The organism is Veillonella parvula, assembly GCF_047241225.1.
In the GTDB taxonomy this organism is placed as follows: Bacteria; Bacillota; Negativicutes; order Veillonellales; family Veillonellaceae; genus Veillonella; species Veillonella parvula_O.
This window is the reverse complement of the sequence record NZ_JBKTIE010000004.1, coordinates 92853-111749: the sequence shown is the minus strand read 5'-3', so window position 1 is coordinate 111749 and position 18897 is coordinate 92853. Positions and strand designations below refer to the sequence as shown.

At 40.1% G+C, this 18897-nt stretch carries 14 protein-coding genes and 1 riboswitch; of the genes, 13 read left to right on the top strand and 1 reads right to left on the bottom strand.

Translation table 11 applies throughout. The annotated features are described in order from the left end of the window. The first annotated feature begins 67 nt into the window (after positions 1-67). Positions 68-1996 carry an ATP-dependent zinc metalloprotease FtsH gene (gene ftsH / locus ACLRYO_RS08630; RefSeq protein ID WP_004695418.1) on the top strand — a complete coding sequence of 643 codons (1929 nt, stop codon included), beginning with the start codon at positions 68-70 and terminating at the stop codon, positions 1994-1996. A gap of 53 nt (positions 1997-2049) precedes the next feature. Here the strand turns inward: ftsH and ACLRYO_RS08625 are convergent, their stop codons facing one another. Then, positions 2050-3393 (bottom strand): threonine/serine ThrE exporter family protein, encoded by a 1344-nt coding sequence (locus ACLRYO_RS08625; RefSeq protein WP_012864044.1) that lies wholly within the window; start codon positions 3391-3393, stop codon positions 2050-2052. Between the two features lie 171 nt (positions 3394-3564). On the opposite strand from ACLRYO_RS08625, the gene ACLRYO_RS08620 reads away from it, so the two are divergent. The 12 genes from ACLRYO_RS08620 to fsa all read left to right on the top strand — a co-directional run bounded on the left by ACLRYO_RS08620 (position 3565) and on the right by fsa (position 18889). After that, complete coding sequence (locus ACLRYO_RS08620) at positions 3565-4539, top strand: biotin--[acetyl-CoA-carboxylase] ligase (RefSeq protein ID WP_008715815.1); 975 nt, start codon at positions 3565-3567, stop codon at positions 4537-4539. Positions 4540-4548: 9 nt separating this feature from the next. Then, positions 4549-5316 (top strand): type III pantothenate kinase, encoded by a 768-nt coding sequence (locus ACLRYO_RS08615; RefSeq protein ID WP_004695423.1) that lies wholly within the window; start codon positions 4549-4551, stop codon positions 5314-5316. 94 nt (positions 5317-5410) lie between these two features. After that, positions 5411-6397 carry a tRNA dihydrouridine synthase DusB gene (dusB, locus tag ACLRYO_RS08610; protein WP_021147862.1) on the top strand — a complete coding sequence of 329 codons (987 nt, stop codon included), beginning with the start codon at positions 5411-5413 and terminating at the stop codon, positions 6395-6397. A 123-nt stretch (positions 6398-6520) separates the two neighbouring features. Further along, a complete protein-coding gene (gene greA, locus ACLRYO_RS08605) occupies positions 6521-6994 on the top strand; it encodes a transcription elongation factor GreA (protein WP_004695428.1) in 474 nt (157 codons plus the stop codon). Between the two features lie 29 nt (positions 6995-7023). Further along, the gene (gene lysS / locus ACLRYO_RS08600) at positions 7024-8538 is read left to right on the top strand and encodes a lysine--tRNA ligase (protein ID WP_021147863.1); all 1515 of its coding nucleotides are present in this window, start codon (positions 7024-7026) and stop codon (positions 8536-8538) included. Between the two features lie 556 nt (positions 8539-9094). After that, the gene (locus ACLRYO_RS08595; RefSeq protein ID WP_021147864.1) at positions 9095-11269 is read left to right on the top strand and encodes an ornithine decarboxylase; all 2175 of its coding nucleotides are present in this window, start codon (positions 9095-9097) and stop codon (positions 11267-11269) included. A gap of 62 nt (positions 11270-11331) precedes the next feature. After that, positions 11332-12651, top strand: coding sequence for a putrescine-ornithine antiporter (gene potE, locus ACLRYO_RS08590; protein ID WP_021147865.1), 1320 nt, complete (start codon positions 11332-11334; stop codon positions 12649-12651). Positions 12652-12801: 150 nt separating this feature from the next. Continuing rightward, positions 12802-12900, top strand: a riboswitch (purine riboswitch). Between the two features lie 53 nt (positions 12901-12953). After that, positions 12954-14303, top strand: coding sequence for an NCS2 family permease (locus ACLRYO_RS08585; protein ID WP_024060965.1), 1350 nt, complete (start codon positions 12954-12956; stop codon positions 14301-14303). A gap of 129 nt (positions 14304-14432) precedes the next feature. Further along, positions 14433-15719, top strand: a complete 1287-nt coding sequence (guaD, locus tag ACLRYO_RS08580; protein ID WP_021147867.1) for a guanine deaminase — start codon at positions 14433-14435, stop codon at positions 15717-15719. A 152-nt stretch (positions 15720-15871) separates the two neighbouring features. Next, positions 15872-16825 carry a cation diffusion facilitator family transporter gene (locus ACLRYO_RS08575; RefSeq protein WP_278618561.1) on the top strand — a complete coding sequence of 318 codons (954 nt, stop codon included), beginning with the start codon at positions 15872-15874 and terminating at the stop codon, positions 16823-16825. 125 nt (positions 16826-16950) lie between these two features. Next, positions 16951-18231 (top strand): serine--tRNA ligase, encoded by a 1281-nt coding sequence (serS, locus tag ACLRYO_RS08570; RefSeq protein ID WP_004695438.1) that lies wholly within the window; start codon positions 16951-16953, stop codon positions 18229-18231. A 13-nt stretch (positions 18232-18244) separates the two neighbouring features. Continuing rightward, entirely contained in the window at positions 18245-18889 is a 645-nt protein-coding gene (gene fsa, locus ACLRYO_RS08565) for a fructose-6-phosphate aldolase (RefSeq protein ID WP_413084814.1), read from the top strand. Positions 18890-18897 lie beyond the last annotated feature (8 nt).

Genomic DNA, 18897 nt, shown 5'->3' with positions numbered 1-18897 from the left:
TGCATCTCTCAATGAGATGTACTCAATTCGTTTATGCCACTAAACTATTATTGAAAGGGGTAATATTTTGGGTCGATTTACAAAAAATATCGTCCTTTATTTACTTATCATTGCCGCTTTCGTTATCGCCATTGACGCTTTCTCTGGTCAAAGTGCGAATAAATCTGAACTCAGTTATACAGGATTTATTCAACAAGTACAACAGAAAAAGGTTGAGTCCGTAACGATTACCAATGATCATGGTATTAAAGGTAAACTAAAAAATGGAACAGAATTCAATTCTTATGCGCCAACTGATGAAACGTTAATCAAAACTTTACAAGATAATGGCGTAGAAATTACTGCAGCTCCACCTGAGCAACCAGCTTGGTGGATGAGCTTGTTAGGTTCTGCTATTCCAATTATTATTTTGGTTGTATTGTTCTTCTTCATCATGCAACAAACTCAAGGTGGCGGTGGCCGAGTGATGAACTTTGGTAAAAGCCGTGCTAAATTGATGGGTGAAGGCAATGTAAAGGTTAGCTTTAAAGATGTAGCTGGCGCTGAAGAAGCAAAACAAGAATTAGAAGAAGTAGTAGAATTCTTGAAGGATCCAGGCAAGTTCACTACTATCGGGGCTAAAATTCCGAAAGGTGTATTATTAGCAGGACCTCCAGGTACAGGTAAAACATTACTTGCTAAAGCCGTTGCTGGTGAAGCAGGTGTACCATTCTTTACGATTTCTGGTTCTGACTTTGTAGAAATGTTTGTTGGTGTTGGTGCTTCTCGTGTGCGTGATCTTTTCACACAAGCAAAAAAGAACGCCCCATGTATCATCTTTATAGACGAAATTGATGCGGTTGGTCGCCAACGTGGTGCCGGCCTTGGTGGTGGTCACGATGAACGTGAACAAACATTAAACCAATTGCTTGTTGAAATGGATGGCTTTGGTGCCAACGAAGGTATTATTACTATTGCTGCAACAAACCGCCCAGATATTCTAGATCCCGCACTTTTACGTCCAGGTCGTTTTGACCGTCAAGTTATTGTAGGTCGTCCAGACCTACGCGGCCGTGAAGCAATTTTGAAAGTTCATGCTCGTAATAAGCCTTTGGCTGATGATGTAGACTTGAAAATAATTGCGAAGAAAACTCCAGGCTTTACTGGTGCAGACTTGAGCAATTTGTTAAATGAAGCAGCTCTTTTGGCGGCTCGTCTTAACAAAAAAGTAATTACTATGGCTGAAGTTGAAGAAGCCAGTGAAAAAGTTAGCATGGGACCTGAACGCCGCAGTCATATTGTGAGCGATAAGGATCGTAAATTAACAGCATACCATGAATCTGGTCATGCTATCGTAGCACATCTATTGCCTCATGCAGATCCTGTTCATAAGGTAACGATTATTCCTCGTGGTGCAGCTGGTGGTTACACTATGATGCTTCCTACTGAGGAACAAAATTACAAAACAAAATCTCAATTATTAGCAGATATTCGAGTCGCTCTTGGTGGTCGAATTGCAGAAGCCTTGATTTTAGACGAAATCAGTACAGGGGCTTCAGGTGATTTGCAAAGCGTAACTAATACTGCTCGCGCTATGGTAACGCGTTGGGGGATGAGTGATGAGCTTGGCCCTATCGTGTTCGGTGAACAACAAGAACAAATTTTCTTGGGGAAAAACCTAGGCCATGAGCGCAACTATAGTGAAGAAATCGCTGCGAAAATCGACTCTGAAATTCATCGTATCGTAGAAGAAGCTTATAAAGATGTAACAAAACTTCTTAGCGATAATGAAAAATTCTTACATGACATGGCAAATGCTTTGTTAGAAGAGGAAACAATCGATGCGAAAGCGGTAGATAATCTTTACAAATATGGTACAACAAAAGAACCTGAAGCTGAGGAGCCTAAAGTAGCTTCTGAAGTAGAAGGTAGCGTAGTACCAGAGAGTGTTGATGCTAAAGAAATAACTAGTACTGTAGCAGATCCTAGTGAAGCATCATCTAATGAAATTAAATAATGGATTTTGTCCAAATGAAAAAGAGCTAGCCTTTTTAGAAGGCTAGCTCTTTTTTACTGTCCATCGTTTATATGACGTGTGGCAAGAAGTTCTGTCATGCGTTGTTCTTTTAGTTTTTGCAAATATTTTTGTGCTAAAACATTTGGTATAGCTACACCGATTGCTATAGCTATAGTTGTAAATGTGCCAGTTACACCATTTTGTATCATAAGGATTAGACTAGCATCATTTAATGCATTGATGTGTAACATGTCGAAGAGAAATCGGTAGTACAGTATACCGGGCATTAATGCGATGGCAGACGGCACGATAATGATAGTGCTAGATGTTTTTAACCAAGTAGAAACTTTTACAAAAATAATACTCATAATGGCAGCACCAATAAAGGTAGCACCTGGTGTAGAAAATCCTAATTCTACGGATAGTATATTGCGAATACATACACATAGTACGCCACCAATACCAATGGATACTAATAGTCTGACAGGAGCATTAAAAAGTACCGCAAAAGCAGCTGCAGCTGTAAAAGAACCGATAACTTGCTCAATGGAAATAACATGAGGTTTAATATCAACAAAATTAAATGCTGGTGCAGGGCTAAAGTAGAGTGCCATGGCCATACCTAAAGTCATGCTACCCACGATGAGTAATGTTCTAATAGCGCGTGTCATACCCGATAAAATATGATTATTAATGATATCGATGACACAATTGATCAATGGTACCCCAGGAATCATGAACAAGGTACAGCAAACGAGTACATATAGTAAGGATTCATTATTTACATGACTATAAAAAGCGTAAGCCGATATCATGGCACCAAATCCGCCTAATGCGATTCCTACATATTCATTAAGCCCTAATCTGCCTGATAGGGTGCGCGTAAAATAACCAATACTAGAACATATGATGGTAACGATGAATGCGATAATATCGCCACTGTAAAGGTATGCAAGACCTGCCGAACCTAGTGCACAAGCTAGTCCTTTTATCCAGTTTGGATACGTTGGTATAGTTGTATCCAGTTTGGCAATTAGTTGTTCATAGGTCGTTAGTGAGTAATGTCGCTCAAAGGCGCGCCATGTGAGCTTTGATACGGCATTGATCATAGCCATATTCGGAATATGAACCGGTGTTTTTCTGAAGACTGTTATGGATCGTTCTTTGTGTAATAGATTGACCATAATAGTGGTATATGAAATATGGATATTTAAGTAATCATGAGGAATTCCCATAAATGTTGCGGCTTTTAGCATTTCCTCAATGATTCGATTTGTATTTGCCCCACATTCCATTAGTAACTTCCCTATATTGAGTAGTACATCCAGTTTTCGATGAATATGGATAAAAGGGTTCTCTAAAACTTGATTTTTCTCTTCTAATGTAAACTGTTTCATATATCTCTCCGAAGAATAATAGATAGCATTATTGTTATCTATTTTTTTATGTATACCTTTATACTATATACATTATAACATTAATTATTTTAAATAATCCTTGCATTTTACAAGGTACACTTGTACAATCGAATTGTAAACCTAGGTTGACAAAGAAAGGGGCTCTAAACTATGCGTGATGAAGTGCTAGAATTCTTGAGACAAAACCAAGGTAGTTTCGTATCGGGACAAGATATGTCCGAAGCCTGCCATGTTTCGCGCACAGCTATTTGGAAACATATCAAGGCGTTACGTCAAAAAGGCTACAAAATTGAATCTTATACCAAGAGAGGGTATCGATTATTGGAAGAACCTGATTTGTTGAGCCCCTTGGCAATGAAACAAATCTTAAAAACAGATGTATTTGGTAAACGATATGTTTATATGGATACCACGGAGTCTACGAACTTAGAAGCTCGTCGTTTAGCTCAACAAGGTGCAGAAGAAGGTACGGTTGTGGTTACTGAGGAACAGGCTGCTGGTCGTGGGCGTTTATCTCGCGGTTGGTATTCTCCATTTGGCAAAGGCTTGTGGTTTAGCTTGATTTTACGTCCTGATTTTCCACCTGTAGAGGCTCCAAAGTGTACTTTGATGGCTGCAGTGGCTTTAACAAAGGCCTTTCATAAGATGGGGCTCACTGATGCGGGGATAAAGTGGCCTAATGATATTCTTGTGAATGGTCGTAAGCTAGTAGGTATTTTGACAGAAATGTCTGGTTCTATGGAAGAAATTTCTCATATTGTAATGGGCATTGGGGTCAACGTAAAAACAAAACAAGAAGAACTACCAGAAGAGTTAAAATTAATTGCTACATCCCTTGCGATGGAAGATATTGATATTGAGCGCACAGAAGCATTTAGACTTATATTAGAAGAATTAGAACATCAATATTATGAAGTGCTCGATAGTGGCTTTGACGAAACCCTTAATGAATGGCGGCAATTATCTGTTACTCTCGGTGAAGAAATTGAAGTGCGTGCTCCTGGCAATACCTATGAAGGGGTGGCTACAGATATTGATGAAGATGGTAATTTATTAGTAAGAATCTCAGATGGGACAATTAAACGTATTGTGGCAGGGGACGTATCAATTCGTCCGCGTAAATAGGAGGCATTAATGTTATTAGTAATTGATGTGGGAAACACCAATATTGTTCTCGGTGTATACGACAAGACAGAACTTGTGGGTCACTGGCGTATTTCCACAGATCGGGTCCGTACCACCGATGAATATGGCATGCTGATGATGAACTTATTCTTTCACGACCGTAAGGTTGATGTAAAAGATATTAATGCTATCATTATTTCCTCGGTTGTACCACCATTAATGCCTACATTAGAGCGCGTGTGTTTGCGCTACTTTAATGTAAATCCTCTTATTGTAGGTCCAGGTACTAAAACTGGCATCGCTATTAAGTATGATAATCCTCGTGAAGTAGGGGCTGACCGTATTGTAAATGCTGTAGCAGCACATGAGCTTTATAAGGGCGATTTAATTATCATCGATTTTGGTACGGCTACAACTTATTGTGCGGTACAAGGTAATGGCGATTATATGGGCGGGGTTATTACTCCAGGGGTAACAATTTCTGCAGAGGCTTTATTCCAACGGGCGGCCAAACTACCTCGTATCGATGTGAGAGACCCGGGGCAAGTCATTTGTCGAAATACGGTGTCCTCTATGCAATCTGGTATGTTCTACGGTTATGTAGGTCAAGTAGAAGGCCTCGTGTCTCGTATGAAAGCGGAAATGGGGAATCATGTAACTGTAGTGGCTACAGGTGGTTTGGCACAGCTTATTAGCAGTGCTACAGACTGCATTGACCATGTAGAACCTATGCTTACATTAGAAGGCTTACGCCTTATTTACGAAAGAAATAAATAATGCTACTATAATATAGTTACGTATAGGTAACGAAGTAGTGTACATTCGGGTACAGCTTATGCTGTACCTTTTTTATTAAGGGAAATAGAATTATATGAATAATAAACAGTGGCAAATTGGGGCTGTCAAAATTGATGGTCAAGCCATATTAGCGCCTATGGCAGGGGTTAGCGATATTGCGTATCGACTACTGGCCAAAGAACAAGGTGCAGCCTTGGTATGTACCGAAATGGTCAGTGCTATGGGTATTAAATATAAGAATGAACGTACTCATGAATTATTGCGCATTGAAGAGGCAGAACGTCCTGTATCCATGCAAATTTTTGGCTCTAATCCAGAAGCAATCGCTTTGGGGGCTAAGGTTGTGGCCGATGCGGGTGCCGATATTGTAGATATAAACATGGGCTGTCCTGTAAAAAAGGTAGTTACCTCTGGCGATGGTTCGGCACTTATGAAAAATCCTGATCTAGCGGCGCGTGTTGCAGAAGCCGCTGTTGAGGCTGTTGATGTACCTGTTACTGTAAAAATGCGTATCGGTTGGGATAGTGACTCTATTAATGTTGTGGATTTTGCAAAACGCATTGAGTCTACAGGTGTGGCTGCTATAGCCGTACATGGGCGTACAAAGGAGCAAATGTATAGTGGACATGCGGACTGGTTTTATATTAAGGCTGTGAAAGAAGCGGTATCTGTACCCGTACTTGGCAATGGTGATATTGTGAATCCTGAAGATGCTAAGCAAATGCTTGATGAAACCGGTTGTGATGCTGTAATGGTAGGCCGTGGTGCACAGGGGAATCCTTGGATCTTTGGTCGTATTCATCATTATTTAGCCACTGGTGAAGTATTGCCGGCTCCGACCGATATAGAGCGTCTAGATATGTTATTAAAGCATTTTGACTTGTTATGCCAATACAAAGGTGAAAGTATGGCCGTTAAGGAGATACGCACTCATGCGGGCTGGTATATGAAGGGACTTCCGGAATCTGCATATTGGCGCAATCGAGTGAATACAATTCATACTGTAACGAGCTTTCACAATGAGCTAGAATCATATCGCAAAATACTGTCCGAAGGGTAGTCAGATTGACAAATAAATAGTATTTTTATATAATGATTGAGATAATTTAGAAACAAGAGATAAGGTGTCATCTTATTATGACACTTTTTCTTATTATTTATATGTAGAAAGAGTGGGGTACCCATGGCAGACGTAAAAGAAACATTACTCACCGCCGAAGGTTTAAAGAAGTTAGAAGAAGAATTAGCGTACTATAAATCTGTACGCCGTATTGAAGTATCTGAACGTATTAAAACTGCTATTGAATATGGCGATATCAGTGAAAACTCTGAATATGATGATGCAAAAAATGAACAAGCTTTTATTGAAGGTCATATTGTAGAGTTAGAGAATAAGATTAACACTGCGAAGATCATCGATGAATCTGTAAAAGGTGACGTTGTATCTGTAGGTAGTAAAGTTACTGTACTTGACACTATGTACAACGATGAATTGGAATATGTTATCGTTGGTTCCTCTGAAGCGGATCCATTTAACAATCGTATCTCTAATGAATCTCCTGTAGGTAAAGCTATTTTGGGAAAACGTAAGGGCGATGAAGTAGAGGTTTCCACACCAGATGGTCCTGTAACATTCAAAGTGTTAGCAATCCAATAATTTACAATTACCGACAAAGAGGCGATAACATGAGTGAAGAAATTAAAAATATACAAGAAGAGCTGAATGAGCAAATGCAAATTCGCCGCGATAAATTAGCCGAATATGAAGCTGATGGTATTTACCCATTTGGCCAACGTTTTGTCGTAAAAGATTACGCAAAAGATATTAAAGAAGACTTCTTCTTGAAATATGATGGCCAGCCTGTAGTTATTGCAGGTCGTTTGATGACAATCCGTTCCCATGGTAAAACGGCATTTGCGAATATTCGTGATAAATCTGGTGATATTCAAGTATACTTCCGTAAAGATGTTTTGGGCGAAGAGGCTTATAAATACGTTAAAATGCTTGATATAGGTGATATCATCGGCGTAGAAGGTCACGTATTTAAAACTCATACAGGTGAAGTTACCATTAAAGTTAACAAATTAACATTGTTATCTAAGTCTTTACGTCCATTACCAGAAAAATGGCATGGATTAAAGGATACAGAACTTCGTTACCGTCAACGTTATGTTGATTTGATTGTAAATCCTGAAGTACGTGATACATTTGTAAAACGCTCTCAAATCGTTGCTAAAATTCGTGAATACATGATGCGTGATGGCTTCATGGAAGTGGAAACACCGATGATGCATGCTATCCCTGGTGGTGCTGCTGCACGTCCATTCATCACTCACCATAATGCGCTTGATATCGATATTTATATGCGTATTGCACCAGAATTGTACCTCAAACGTTTAATCGTTGGTGGTATGGACCGCGTGTTCGAAATGAACCGTTGCTTCCGTAACGAAGGTATCGATAATCGTCATAATCCAGAGTTTACTACTATCGAATCGTACCAAGCCTATGGCGATGTAGAGGATGCCATTCGCTTAACAGAAAATCTTGTGTCCTACTGTGCTCAAGAAGTACTTGGTACACAAGAAATTACATACCAAGGTACAGAAATTAATTTGACTCCTCCTTGGAATCGTATCACAATGGCTGAAGGTGTAAAAAAATACACTGGTGAAGATTTTGATGCAGTCACAACTATAGAAGAAGCTCGTGCTATTGCTGATCGCTTAAATGTAGAATACACAGAAAATGATGGTATTGGTAAAATCTTAAATCTTTGCTTCGAAGATTATGTAGAAGAAAACTTGATTCAGCCAACTATCGTATATGGTCATCCTAAAGAGATTTCTCCACTTGCTAAAGCAAGTCGTGAAAATCCATTGGCTACAGAACGTTTTGAAGCTTTCATCTATGGTCGTGAATTGGCAAATGGCTTCTCCGAGTTAAATGATCCAATCGACCAAAAACAACGTTTCTTGGATCAATTAAAAGAACGTGAAGCGGGCGATGATGAAGCTCACCGCATGGATGAAGACTTCGTTACAGCTCTTGAATACGGTTTACCTCCAACAGCTGGTCTTGGTGTTGGTATCGACCGTCTTGTTATGTTCTTAACAGACTCTGCATCTATTCGAGATGTATTATTGTTCCCATTGATGAAACCAGAAGCTCCTAAGCATTTTGAAGCTGAAGAAGATTAATTCTAAAGCTCACTACCGTGTATGGTGGTGAGCTTTTTGCTGTTTAGCATACAAAAAAAATCGATATAAAGCCCGTATCAAACACTTTGATACGGGCTTTTATCAACTCTTATAATGTTGATTAATAAATATATGAAGTGTGATTAGATATACAATATAAAAATGGTGTACGGATTATCTATGATTACATTATGATATACATAAAAAATTTTGATTTACTTTGTGATGAAATAAAAGAACATGGATATATAGTATTTATCGTTGATTTTCCAATATTATAGAGATATATGTGATTAAATTTACACATACCTGTAATAGTATAGATTATACATTTAAATCATGCACAATGTATAATTATGATATATGTGTATAATTAAACACTTTTAAATGAAAAATTCAGATGTTAAGATAGAAATATAGATACGTGAATTACCTTTAAAACAAGGAGGTGTATTTAGTAAAGGTGAATTCATTAATAAATTTTATAAATCAACCCTATGTGTAAGTTATATTCTTTAAATTATCGTTGTTAACATAATTTAGGAGGAAACACATCATGAAACATTTAAAAATTGCTTTCTCTCATAAGGCGCAATTCTACTTCGGTTCTATGGAAGGGCGTACAAATGTGGAGCTTAGTCAAACTGATTTTACCGATGTGGGGGCCATCGTCATTAGCGAGTCCGATACAGATGTACTTGAAAATGAGTTGGTACAATCCTTTGGTATACCGGTTTTCTTGGTTGTGTTTGATAAGTCTGTAGATATTTCTCCTTTTATCGGTAAGGTGGAACGTGTTATCGACGGATCAACTACAAATTTTGATTTATATAAACGACAGATTGAAGCGGCTGCTGCAAAATATGAAGCATCTATGTTACCGCCATTCTTCCAGGCCTTGGCAAATTACGTAGAGGACGGTAATTCTCAATTTGACTGCCCGGGGCATCAAGGGGGGCAATTCTTCTGCAAGCATCCTGCAGGACGTGCTTTCTATGATTTCTTCGGAGAAAATGTATTCCGCGCCGATCTTTGTAATGCGGACGTTAAGTTAGGTGATCTTCTGATTCATGAAGGTTCCGCAGTTGAGGCTCAGCAACATGCTGCACAGGTGTATAATGCGGACAAAACATATTTTGTATTGAACGGAACATCATCTTCTAATAAGGTCGTGTTAAATGCATTACTTACTCCTGGGGACATTGTTTTATACGATCGCAATAATCATAAATCGATTTGTCACGGGTCGCTCGTCATGTCCGGCGCAACACCTGTATATCTTGAAACGGCACGTAATCCGTTCGGGTCCATCGGCGGTATCTTAGAACATTGCTTTGATGAAAAATATATTCGCAAGCTGATTGCTGAAAAAGATCCTAAGAAAGCAAAGGCAAAGCGGCCTATCCGGTTGGCGGTTATTCAATTGGGAACGTATGACGGGACCATTTATAATGCGCGTCAGGTAGTCGATAAAATCGGACATCTCTGTGATTATATCTTCTTTGATTCCGCTTGGGTCGGCTATGAACAGTTTATCCCTATGATGAAAGACTGCAGTCCGTTGCTTTTGGAACTTGGTCCTGATGATCCTGGTATCCTGGTATCTCAATCCGTTCATAAGCAGCAGGCGGGCTTCTCACAGACATCTCAGATTCATAAGAAGGATAAGCATATTAAGGGGCAAGACCGCTATGTAAATCATAAACGTTTGAATAATGCGTTTATGATGCATGCCTCTACATCACCGTTCTATCCGTTGTTTGCAGCCCTTGACGTAAATGCAAAAATGCATGAAGGCGAAGCGGGTAAAAAATTATGGATTGAATGTGTGGAAACGGTTATCGAAGCTCGTAAAGCCGTATTGAAACACTGTAAATATCTACGTCCGTTAGTACCACCGGTTGTACATGGTAAAAAGTGGGAAGACGGCGACACAAAGAAAATGGCACAGGATGTGGATTACTTCGCATTTGAACCGGATGCGAAATGGCATTCCTTTAAAGGCTATGGCAAAGGTCAATATTTCATAGATCCTTGTAAATTTCAATTGATTACACCGGGTATTAATGTGGAAACGGGTGAATACGAAGATTTCGGTATTCATGCCAATATTCTTGCAAACTACTTGCGTGAAAACGGAATCATTCCTGAAAAATGTGACTTGAATACCATTCTGTTCTTGATGACACCGGCGGAAACAAAGACGAAGATGGATGATTTAGTGGCGCAACTTGTCCGATTTGAACAATTGATTGAAGCTGATGCACCTATGCAAGATGTATTGCCGTCCATTTATTACAGCCACTTGGATAAATACAAGGGATATCACATTCGTCAGCTATGTCAGGAAATGCATGACTTCTATAAAGACCGGAATGTAAGTATCTTGCAACAACGATTGTTCTTATATGATTACTTCCCGGAATATGTTATGAATCCTCAGGAAGCTAATTTTGAATTCCAGCGCGGCAAAGGTGAACTTGTACCGTTGAGCGAAGCGGAAGGGCGCATCGCTCTTGAAGGTGCGCTTCCTTATCCTCCAGGGGTATTGTGCGTACAACCGGGCGAATGTTGGTCAAAAACTGCTTGTGATTACTTCTTGGCGTTGGAAGAAGGCATCAACAAATTACCTGGATTTGCTCCGGAAATTCAAGGCGTATACATTACGGAACAGCCGGATGGAACGAAGAAAGCATTCGGTTATGTGTTGAAAAAAGAATTTGAAAAATAATTCCTCTGTGTACCGTCGGAGGTTTTCCGGCGGTACAATACACAAGATAAAAGGAGGTAACTATGAGTACAGGCAAAAATAAGATGTCCGTATTGCAGCTTACAATTTTGACCGCTGTAAATATGATGGGCTCAGGTATTATCATGCTGCCTACAAAATTGGCGCAGGTAGGATCATTGTCAATCGTATCATGGCTGATTACAGCTGTAGGTTCCATGTGTTTGGCCTATGCTTTTGCAAAGTGCGGTATGTACAGTCGTAAAGGCGGCGGTATGGGCGGTTATGCCGAATATTCCTTTGGCAAGGCGGGGAACTTCATGGCGAATTATACGTATGGCGTGTCTCTTTTAATCGCCAATATTGCTATCGCTATTTCAGCCGTAGGCTATGCGGCGACCTTTGCAGATGTTACGTTGACTCCGTTGTTGACCGGTATTTATACGATTGTCACATTGTGGTTGGCGACGACGTTGAATTTCGGTGGTGCCAGCATCACGGGACGTGTATCCAGCTTTACGGTATGGGGTGTTATTGCACCGGTTATCGTAATCAGTACAGTCGGTTGGGCTTATTTCTCAACAGATATGTATGTGGCGAACTGGAATGTTAATAATATGCCGTTCGGCGAAGCGGCAACTAATTCCATCGCTATGACTTTATGGGCATTTCTTGGCCTTGAGTCCGCCTGTGCAAATGCGGATGCCGTAGATAATCCTGAAAAGAATGTACCGAAAGCAGTTCTCGGTGGTACATTAGGGGTTGCAGTTATTTATATCGTATCCACCAATATGATCTTTGGTATTGTTCCTGCAAATGAACTCGTTAACAGTAATGCACCGTTTGGTTTGGCCTTTGCATCCATGTTTAACGGTGTAGCCGGTAAAATCGTTATGGGTCTTATGGTTATGTCGTGTTTCGGATCTTTACTCGGATGGCAGTTTACCATTGCCAATGTATTTAAAGGTGCTGCGGACGAAGGATATTTCCCTAAATTATTCAGCAAGATTACATCTAAAGATGCACCTGTAGTTGGTATGGTAACGATTACAATCATTCAATCCTTCCTCAGCTTGATGACAATCAGTCCATCTTTGAGTGAACAGTTTGAAACGCTCGTTAATTTAGCGGTTGTAACGAATATCATTCCATACCTCTTGTCGATGGGGGCTATCATCGTGTTGATGAAAGCTACGGGCCGCAGTGGCGGCGAATTGAAGGGGACAACCTTTATCGCTTTCATTGGCTCCATTTATAGCTTATATGCGCTATATGCATCCGGTCTTGAAGCAATGACATATGGTGCCATTGTAACCTTTGCGGGCTGGACCTTGTACGGCTTTGTATCGGACCGATTTGATTTGGAACGAAATCTCGGGAAATAGTCTTTATACGATGCGCCTCCTGAGGGAGGCGCATTGTTAGGATGTTTATTTATTATTTATTATTTATTATTGACAGTATATAAAAATAATTTTATACTTAAACTAAGACATATTTGTTCGGTACATATTTTATACAATTGATATATATAATTTCATAGTAAGACTATACCTTGTATACCCTTGACATGATGGGTCAAGGCTTTCTAGCGGGAACCGATATTCACGACTACAAGAGCTATTTTGTGATGCTCTTGTAGTCGTTTTTATTTATTTTCTTCTCTTTAAGTTAGGAGGTAAGTAAGATGAATTCGATGTCGAATGAGAGTGTGAGACACGGACAGGACCGGTGCTGGCTTGATAAATTTTTCAAGCTGTCTCAGCATGGTACGAATGTGCGTACCGAGATTTTTGCGGGCATAACTATGTTCATCGCTTCCGTATATATTTTAGCGGTTATACCGAATTTGCTGGTTGCATCCGGTATGCCTCATGAAAGTACGGTTGCGGCAGTTATTTTGACGACCGCATTTACGACAATTTTAATCGGTTTAGTAGCGAACGTTCCGGTTATCGTCGCTCCGGGACTAGGACTTAGCGCATTCTTCGCCTATACCATATGCGGATCGATGGGACTGACCTGGCAGACCGCACTAGGTGCCGTATTTATTTCCGGTGCTGTCTTTATTGTTTTGACAATAACGCGTATTTTGAATCTTATCATCGACGGTATTCCCAAGGTACTTAAAACATCTATTGGTGTCGGTATAGGTCTCTTTATTGCTTTTATCGGATTTAAAAATGCTCATATTATCGTAGCGGATAAGGCCACATTCGTAACACTTGGCAATATGCAGGATCCTGCGGTATTGTTGACATTGGCCGGTTTGCTCATCACCAGTGTGCTCTTAGCCAAGCAGGTGAGGGGCGGTTTGTTGTTGGGTATGATTATCACGACTGTTGCGGCCATGATTTTCGGTTATACAAAGGTCCCTGAAACTAGTGCGGATATTTTCAACTTGGTGCCGCCATTTCCTGTGGATACATTTGCTCAATTGGATGTGATGAGTGCTATTAAATATGGATTTTTGTCTATTATTTTCTCTATTACAATTGTAGATATGTTTGATAACATCGGTACGCTTATCGGTGTCACGCGAAAAGCGAATCTCGTTGATGCGGACGGTAAATTTAAACGGTTAAATCATGCATTACTATGTACATCTATAGGTGCCGCGGCCGGTGCAATCATCGGTACGTCTACGGTAACTTCCTATATTGAAAGTGCGGCCGCTGTTGCCGATGGTGGACGTACGGGTCTTACGGCATGCGTAACGGGTATATTATATTTAATCGCTCTGTTTTTTGCGCCATTATTCTTATTGGTACCTGCTCAAGCAACAGCTCCGGTACTCGTTATCGTAGGTGTATTTATGATGAGTGAAGTGACGCATATCGACTTCGGTGATTTTACGGAAGCGTTGCCTGCATTTTTAACGATTCTTCTTATGCCGCTTACCTTCAGTATTGCGCAAGGTTTATCCTTCGGTTTTATCTCTTATACATTGGTGAAACTTATTACAGGACGTCGTAAGGAAATCCATCCTGTTATGTATGTAATGACCATTGCTTTCATCATACATTTTGCTATATAAGCTGTGAGAGTCGGGATTGTTATATGTGTTTTTATTGTTGAGAGAGTAGCATCGAGCAATTATAGTTCATTGTAGTTGACGTACGTATATTACGGTTAAGCGGTATTGTTGAAAAGAGGAGATTATTCGATGAATTCCGTTTATATAGTAAAAGGTAATATTATTTATACATCACGACCAGCGGAGTTTGCAGTGATTCCAAACGGCTATATGATTGTGCGTGACGGTCGTATCGCATATTGTGGTGAAAGTATTCCCTCCGAATTTGAGTCGTATCCGGTTGAGGACTACGGGGATAATTTAATTATTCCCGGATTTGTCGATACCCATGCTCATGCGCCTCAATTTTGCAATCGAGGCCTTGGCATGGATAAAGAATTGCTGCCTTGGCTTGAAACGTATACATTTCCGGAGGAGGCGAAGTTTTCGGATTTAGACTACGCAAAGACGGTATATAGCGCTTTTGTTAACGAATTATGGCGTTACGGTACAACGCGCAGTATTTTATTTGGCACTATTCATAAAGAAAGCACATTGCTATTGATGAGGTTGCTTTCAGAAGCCGGCCTATCCGCTTTTGTAGGCAAGGTTAATATGGATCGGAACAGTCCCGATTATCTGATTGAGGATACGGACCAGTCCTTACATGATACGAGAGTATGGCTTGAAGAGGCTCGACAGTTTGGACCGCTCGTACGACCTATTGTAACCCCTCGCTTTGTGCCATCCTGTACGAGCCGCCTGATGAGTGGTCTCGGAGATTTAGCGGTGGAGTATAATGTGCCAATTCAATCGCATTTATCTGAAAATCATGGTGAGATTGAATGGGTTCATTCACTTCATCCGGATTCCTCCAGTTATACGGATGTATACTGTGAACATCGTCTGATGGGTACAGTGCCGACGGTCATGGCTCATTGTATTCATCTGAGCGATGAAGAAATGGAGCGGATGCATGAAACGAAGACGATGGTGGCACACTGTCCGTATTCTAACGTGAATTTGTCCAGCGGCATTGCACCTATACGAAAATTATTGAATCATGGTATTTCCATTGCACTGGGATCAGACATTTCAGGAGGCCATGACATCAGTATGGCTAAGGTTTTGACCGAAGCCGTGGGTTTGTCAAAGATGAAGTGGGCCGAGGTGGATGCCAGCTATGCATCGCTTACATTACCGGAAGCTTTCTATATGGCGACTAAGGGAGGCGGACAATTCTTTGGTGACGTAGGTAGCTTTGAAACCGGCTATGAATTTGATGCTCTTGTTATCGATGATCATGAATTGTTTGATCCGAATGAACGGAGTATAGAGGAACGTCTGGAACGGTGGCTATATATAGGTGATGATCGCCATATTGTTGGGAGATATGTAGCCGGTAAATTGTTAGATGAGCCTCCGATGGCTATGTAGCTATCATATAATAGAATAAAAGTTCATATGTTAGTGATTATTGAAGGTCCACCGTGCATAAGGTATACGGTGGACTTTTTGTAATACATTTTATACACTTCGATGATTAGTGTATAATAAAGATGTATATAAGTCAGAAAGGAGTGTGCTCAATGGATATATTAGGGGCAAGGCGCTCCATTGAACAGAAACTGCTGATGCAATCCGTAGGGCTTATGGCTTTGGTGGCTGTGAGCGGTACGATAATGGGGATTGTGACCGGGTCGAGTGCGGTCTTATTAGATGGTGTATTCTCCTTTGTCGATGTAGTTATTAAGATTATGATGCTCATGACGGCCAAATTAGTGGCTCGTGAGACGAGTAAGCGCTTTCAGTTCGGATATTGGCAATTTGAACCTCTCGTACTCGCGGTGGAAGGTTTTTTTATTTTGCTTATCGTGCTGTACGCGTTATCCAGCGGTATTACGGATTTGTTAAGCGGTGGACGTCACGTAGACTTCGGGCCAGCTATTTTCTATGCTATATTCTTTACTGTTGCGGATACTGCTTACTATCTTTATGTACGTCGTATTAATAAAAGTTTGCAGTCTAACTTGATTAAATTTGATAATGTAAGCTGGTATGTCGATGCTTTGTTAGAAGCGGCTATCTTGATTAGTTTCGTTGTAGCTACTATGCTAGAAAGTACTGAATATGCTAGATGGGCTACTTATATTGACCCTATTGTATTAATTATTTTAGCGGTACAGATGATACCCTCTGCATTTCGTATCATTGTGCCATCCATGAAACAAATATTAGGATGGGCACCAACTTCATTGCATAATGAAGTGCAAGAAATTATGGATCGATTTATGGAAAAGTATAATTTTAAAGATTATGTGACGAGCGTGCAAGTATATGGCAATACTCGAATCATTGAAATTGATATTTTAGTTCCTAAAAGTTTTCCATATCAAACCATTGCTGAAATTGATGCTATTCGCAATGAAATTGACCAAGAAATCGGCGGTAACCCAACGGAAAAATGGGTGACCATTTCTTTTACAGGCACGCGTAAATGGATGGCAAAAGATTATTTGCTAGATGAAGAAGAGGATGAATAATATAAAATATTGGTGAGAAGTCTAGTATATAGCACATAATTTAATGATAAATACACCAATATATGGTATACTTAAACGTATTGAATATATTGTGCGTAACATAGTTGGAAAATGAGGTTTATAGTATGTTAGATTTAAAATTTGTCCGTGAAAATATTGATTTAGTGCAACAAAATTTAGATAATCGTCATACAAAAGGCGATCTGAAAACCTTTGTATCCGCTTATGATGAACGTCGTCAATTGATCGGTCGAGTAGAAGAATTAAAAGCGCTTCGCAATTCTGTAACAGAAGAAATTAGCAAATTAAAACGCAACAAAGAAAATGCTGATGAAAAAATCGCAGAAATGAAAAAAGTAGGCGATGAGATTGCTGAGTTTGATAACCGTATTCGCGAAGTGGAAACAAAATTGCGCGATGCGGCATTGATGTTGCCAAATATGTGTGATGCATCTGTTCCTGTAGGGGCCGATGAAGATGAAAATGTGGAGCAACGCAAATGGGGCGAACCACGTCAATTTAATTTTGATGTACAGGCTCATTGGGATTTAGGTGAAAGCCTCGATATCCTTGATTTCAATCGTGCAGGCAAAATGAGTGGAGCTCGCTTTACTGTGTATAAGGGGTTAGGGGCTCGTTTGGAACGCGCTCTTATCAACTTCATGGTGGATCTTCATGTAGATAAACATGGCTATACTGAAATGATGACTCCATATATGGTAACACGTGAAACTTTGACGGGCACTGGGCAATTGCCTAAATTTGCTGAAGATATGTACCATGTAGAGGGAACGGAATATTTCTTGATTCCAACTGCTGAGGTTACATTGACTAATTATCACGGTGGTGAAATTTTGAGCGAAGAGGAATTGCCTAAATACTATACTGCATTCACCGCATGTTTCCGTGCTGAAGCGGGTTCCGCGGGGCGTGATACTCGTGGCCTTATTCGACAACATCAATTTAACAAAGTTGAAATGGTTAAATTAGCTAAACCAGAAGATTCTTTCAAAGAATTAGAAACATTAACAGATAATGCAGAAGAAGTATTGCGCTTATTAGAATTACCGTTCCGTGTTATCACTCTGTGCACAGGTGATATGGGCTTTGGTTCTGCTAAAACCTATGATGTAGAGGTGTGGATGCCTGCACAAGGCAAGTATAGAGAAATTTCCTCTTGCTCTAATATGACTGATTTCCAAGCTCGTCGTGCTAATATTAAATTCCGTCGTGGACCTAAGGGTAAACCGGAATTTGTTCATACATTAAATGGATCTGGCCTTGCAGTAGGGCGTACAGTAGCTGCTATCTTGGAAAACTATCAACAAGCCGATGGGTCCGTTGTAATTCCAAAAGTTCTCGTGCCATACATGGGTGGCGTTGAAGTGATTTCACCGGCTAAATAAGAGGGGGCATTTTATGAGATTCTTTATTGATACAGCAGAATTTGATGAGATTAAAGAGGCCTATGATTTTGGTTTTATTGATGGCGTAACTACAAACCCATCGCTTATCGTGAAAGCTAAACGCGATTTGAAACAAGTTATTTCTGAAATTGCAAACCTTGTTGATGGACCTGTTAGCGCAGAGGTTATTTCCTCTGATGCTGAAGGCATGGTGGCGGAAGCACATGACCTTGTGAAATTAGGCTCTAATGTGGTTATTAAAGTTCCTATGACTCCAGAAGGTCTTAAAGCCGTTGCTATTTTGAGAAAAGAAGGCATTAAAACGAATGTGACTTTGATTTTTTCTGCAAACCAAGCCTTATTAGCTGCTCGTGCAGGTGCAAGTTATGTGAGTCCATTTGTGGGTCGTATTGATGATATCAGCATGGATGGTCTTACATTGATTCAAGATATTACAGATATTTTCGCTATTCATGAAATTGAAACTGAAATTATTGCTGCAAGTGTGAGAACTCCGTTGCATATTATTCAATGTGCTAAAGCAGGTGCTCATATTGCAACTGTTCCATTTAAAGTACTCATGCAAGCTATGAAACATCCGTTGACTGATGCAGGACTTGCAAAATTTATGGAAGATTGGAAACAAGCTAATCAATAAGTTAGAGA

What these genes read in the sequence shown, in the direction of transcription:
- ACLRYO_RS08625 (WP_012864044.1), bottom strand. Translation starts at nt 3,393, where the DNA reads ATGAAACAGTTTACATTAGAAGAGAAAAATCAAGTTTTAGAGAACCCT.
- ACLRYO_RS08620 (WP_008715815.1), top strand. Translation starts at nt 3,565, where the DNA reads ATGCGTGATGAAGTGCTAGAATTCTTGAGACAAAACCAAGGTAGTTTC.
- ACLRYO_RS08615 (WP_004695423.1), top strand. Translation starts at nt 4,549, where the DNA reads ATGTTATTAGTAATTGATGTGGGAAACACCAATATTGTTCTCGGTGTA.
- dusB (WP_021147862.1), top strand. Translation starts at nt 5,411, where the DNA reads ATGAATAATAAACAGTGGCAAATTGGGGCTGTCAAAATTGATGGTCAA.
- greA (WP_004695428.1), top strand. Translation starts at nt 6,521, where the DNA reads ATGGCAGACGTAAAAGAAACATTACTCACCGCCGAAGGTTTAAAGAAG.
- lysS (WP_021147863.1), top strand. Translation starts at nt 7,024, where the DNA reads ATGAGTGAAGAAATTAAAAATATACAAGAAGAGCTGAATGAGCAAATG.
- ACLRYO_RS08595 (WP_021147864.1), top strand. Translation starts at nt 9,095, where the DNA reads ATGAAACATTTAAAAATTGCTTTCTCTCATAAGGCGCAATTCTACTTC.
- potE (WP_021147865.1), top strand. Translation starts at nt 11,332, where the DNA reads ATGAGTACAGGCAAAAATAAGATGTCCGTATTGCAGCTTACAATTTTG.
- ACLRYO_RS08585 (WP_024060965.1), top strand. Translation starts at nt 12,954, where the DNA reads ATGAATTCGATGTCGAATGAGAGTGTGAGACACGGACAGGACCGGTGC.
- guaD (WP_021147867.1), top strand. Translation starts at nt 14,433, where the DNA reads ATGAATTCCGTTTATATAGTAAAAGGTAATATTATTTATACATCACGA.
- ACLRYO_RS08575 (WP_278618561.1), top strand. Translation starts at nt 15,872, where the DNA reads ATGGATATATTAGGGGCAAGGCGCTCCATTGAACAGAAACTGCTGATG.
- serS (WP_004695438.1), top strand. Translation starts at nt 16,951, where the DNA reads ATGTTAGATTTAAAATTTGTCCGTGAAAATATTGATTTAGTGCAACAA.
- fsa (WP_413084814.1), top strand. Translation starts at nt 18,245, where the DNA reads ATGAGATTCTTTATTGATACAGCAGAATTTGATGAGATTAAAGAGGCC.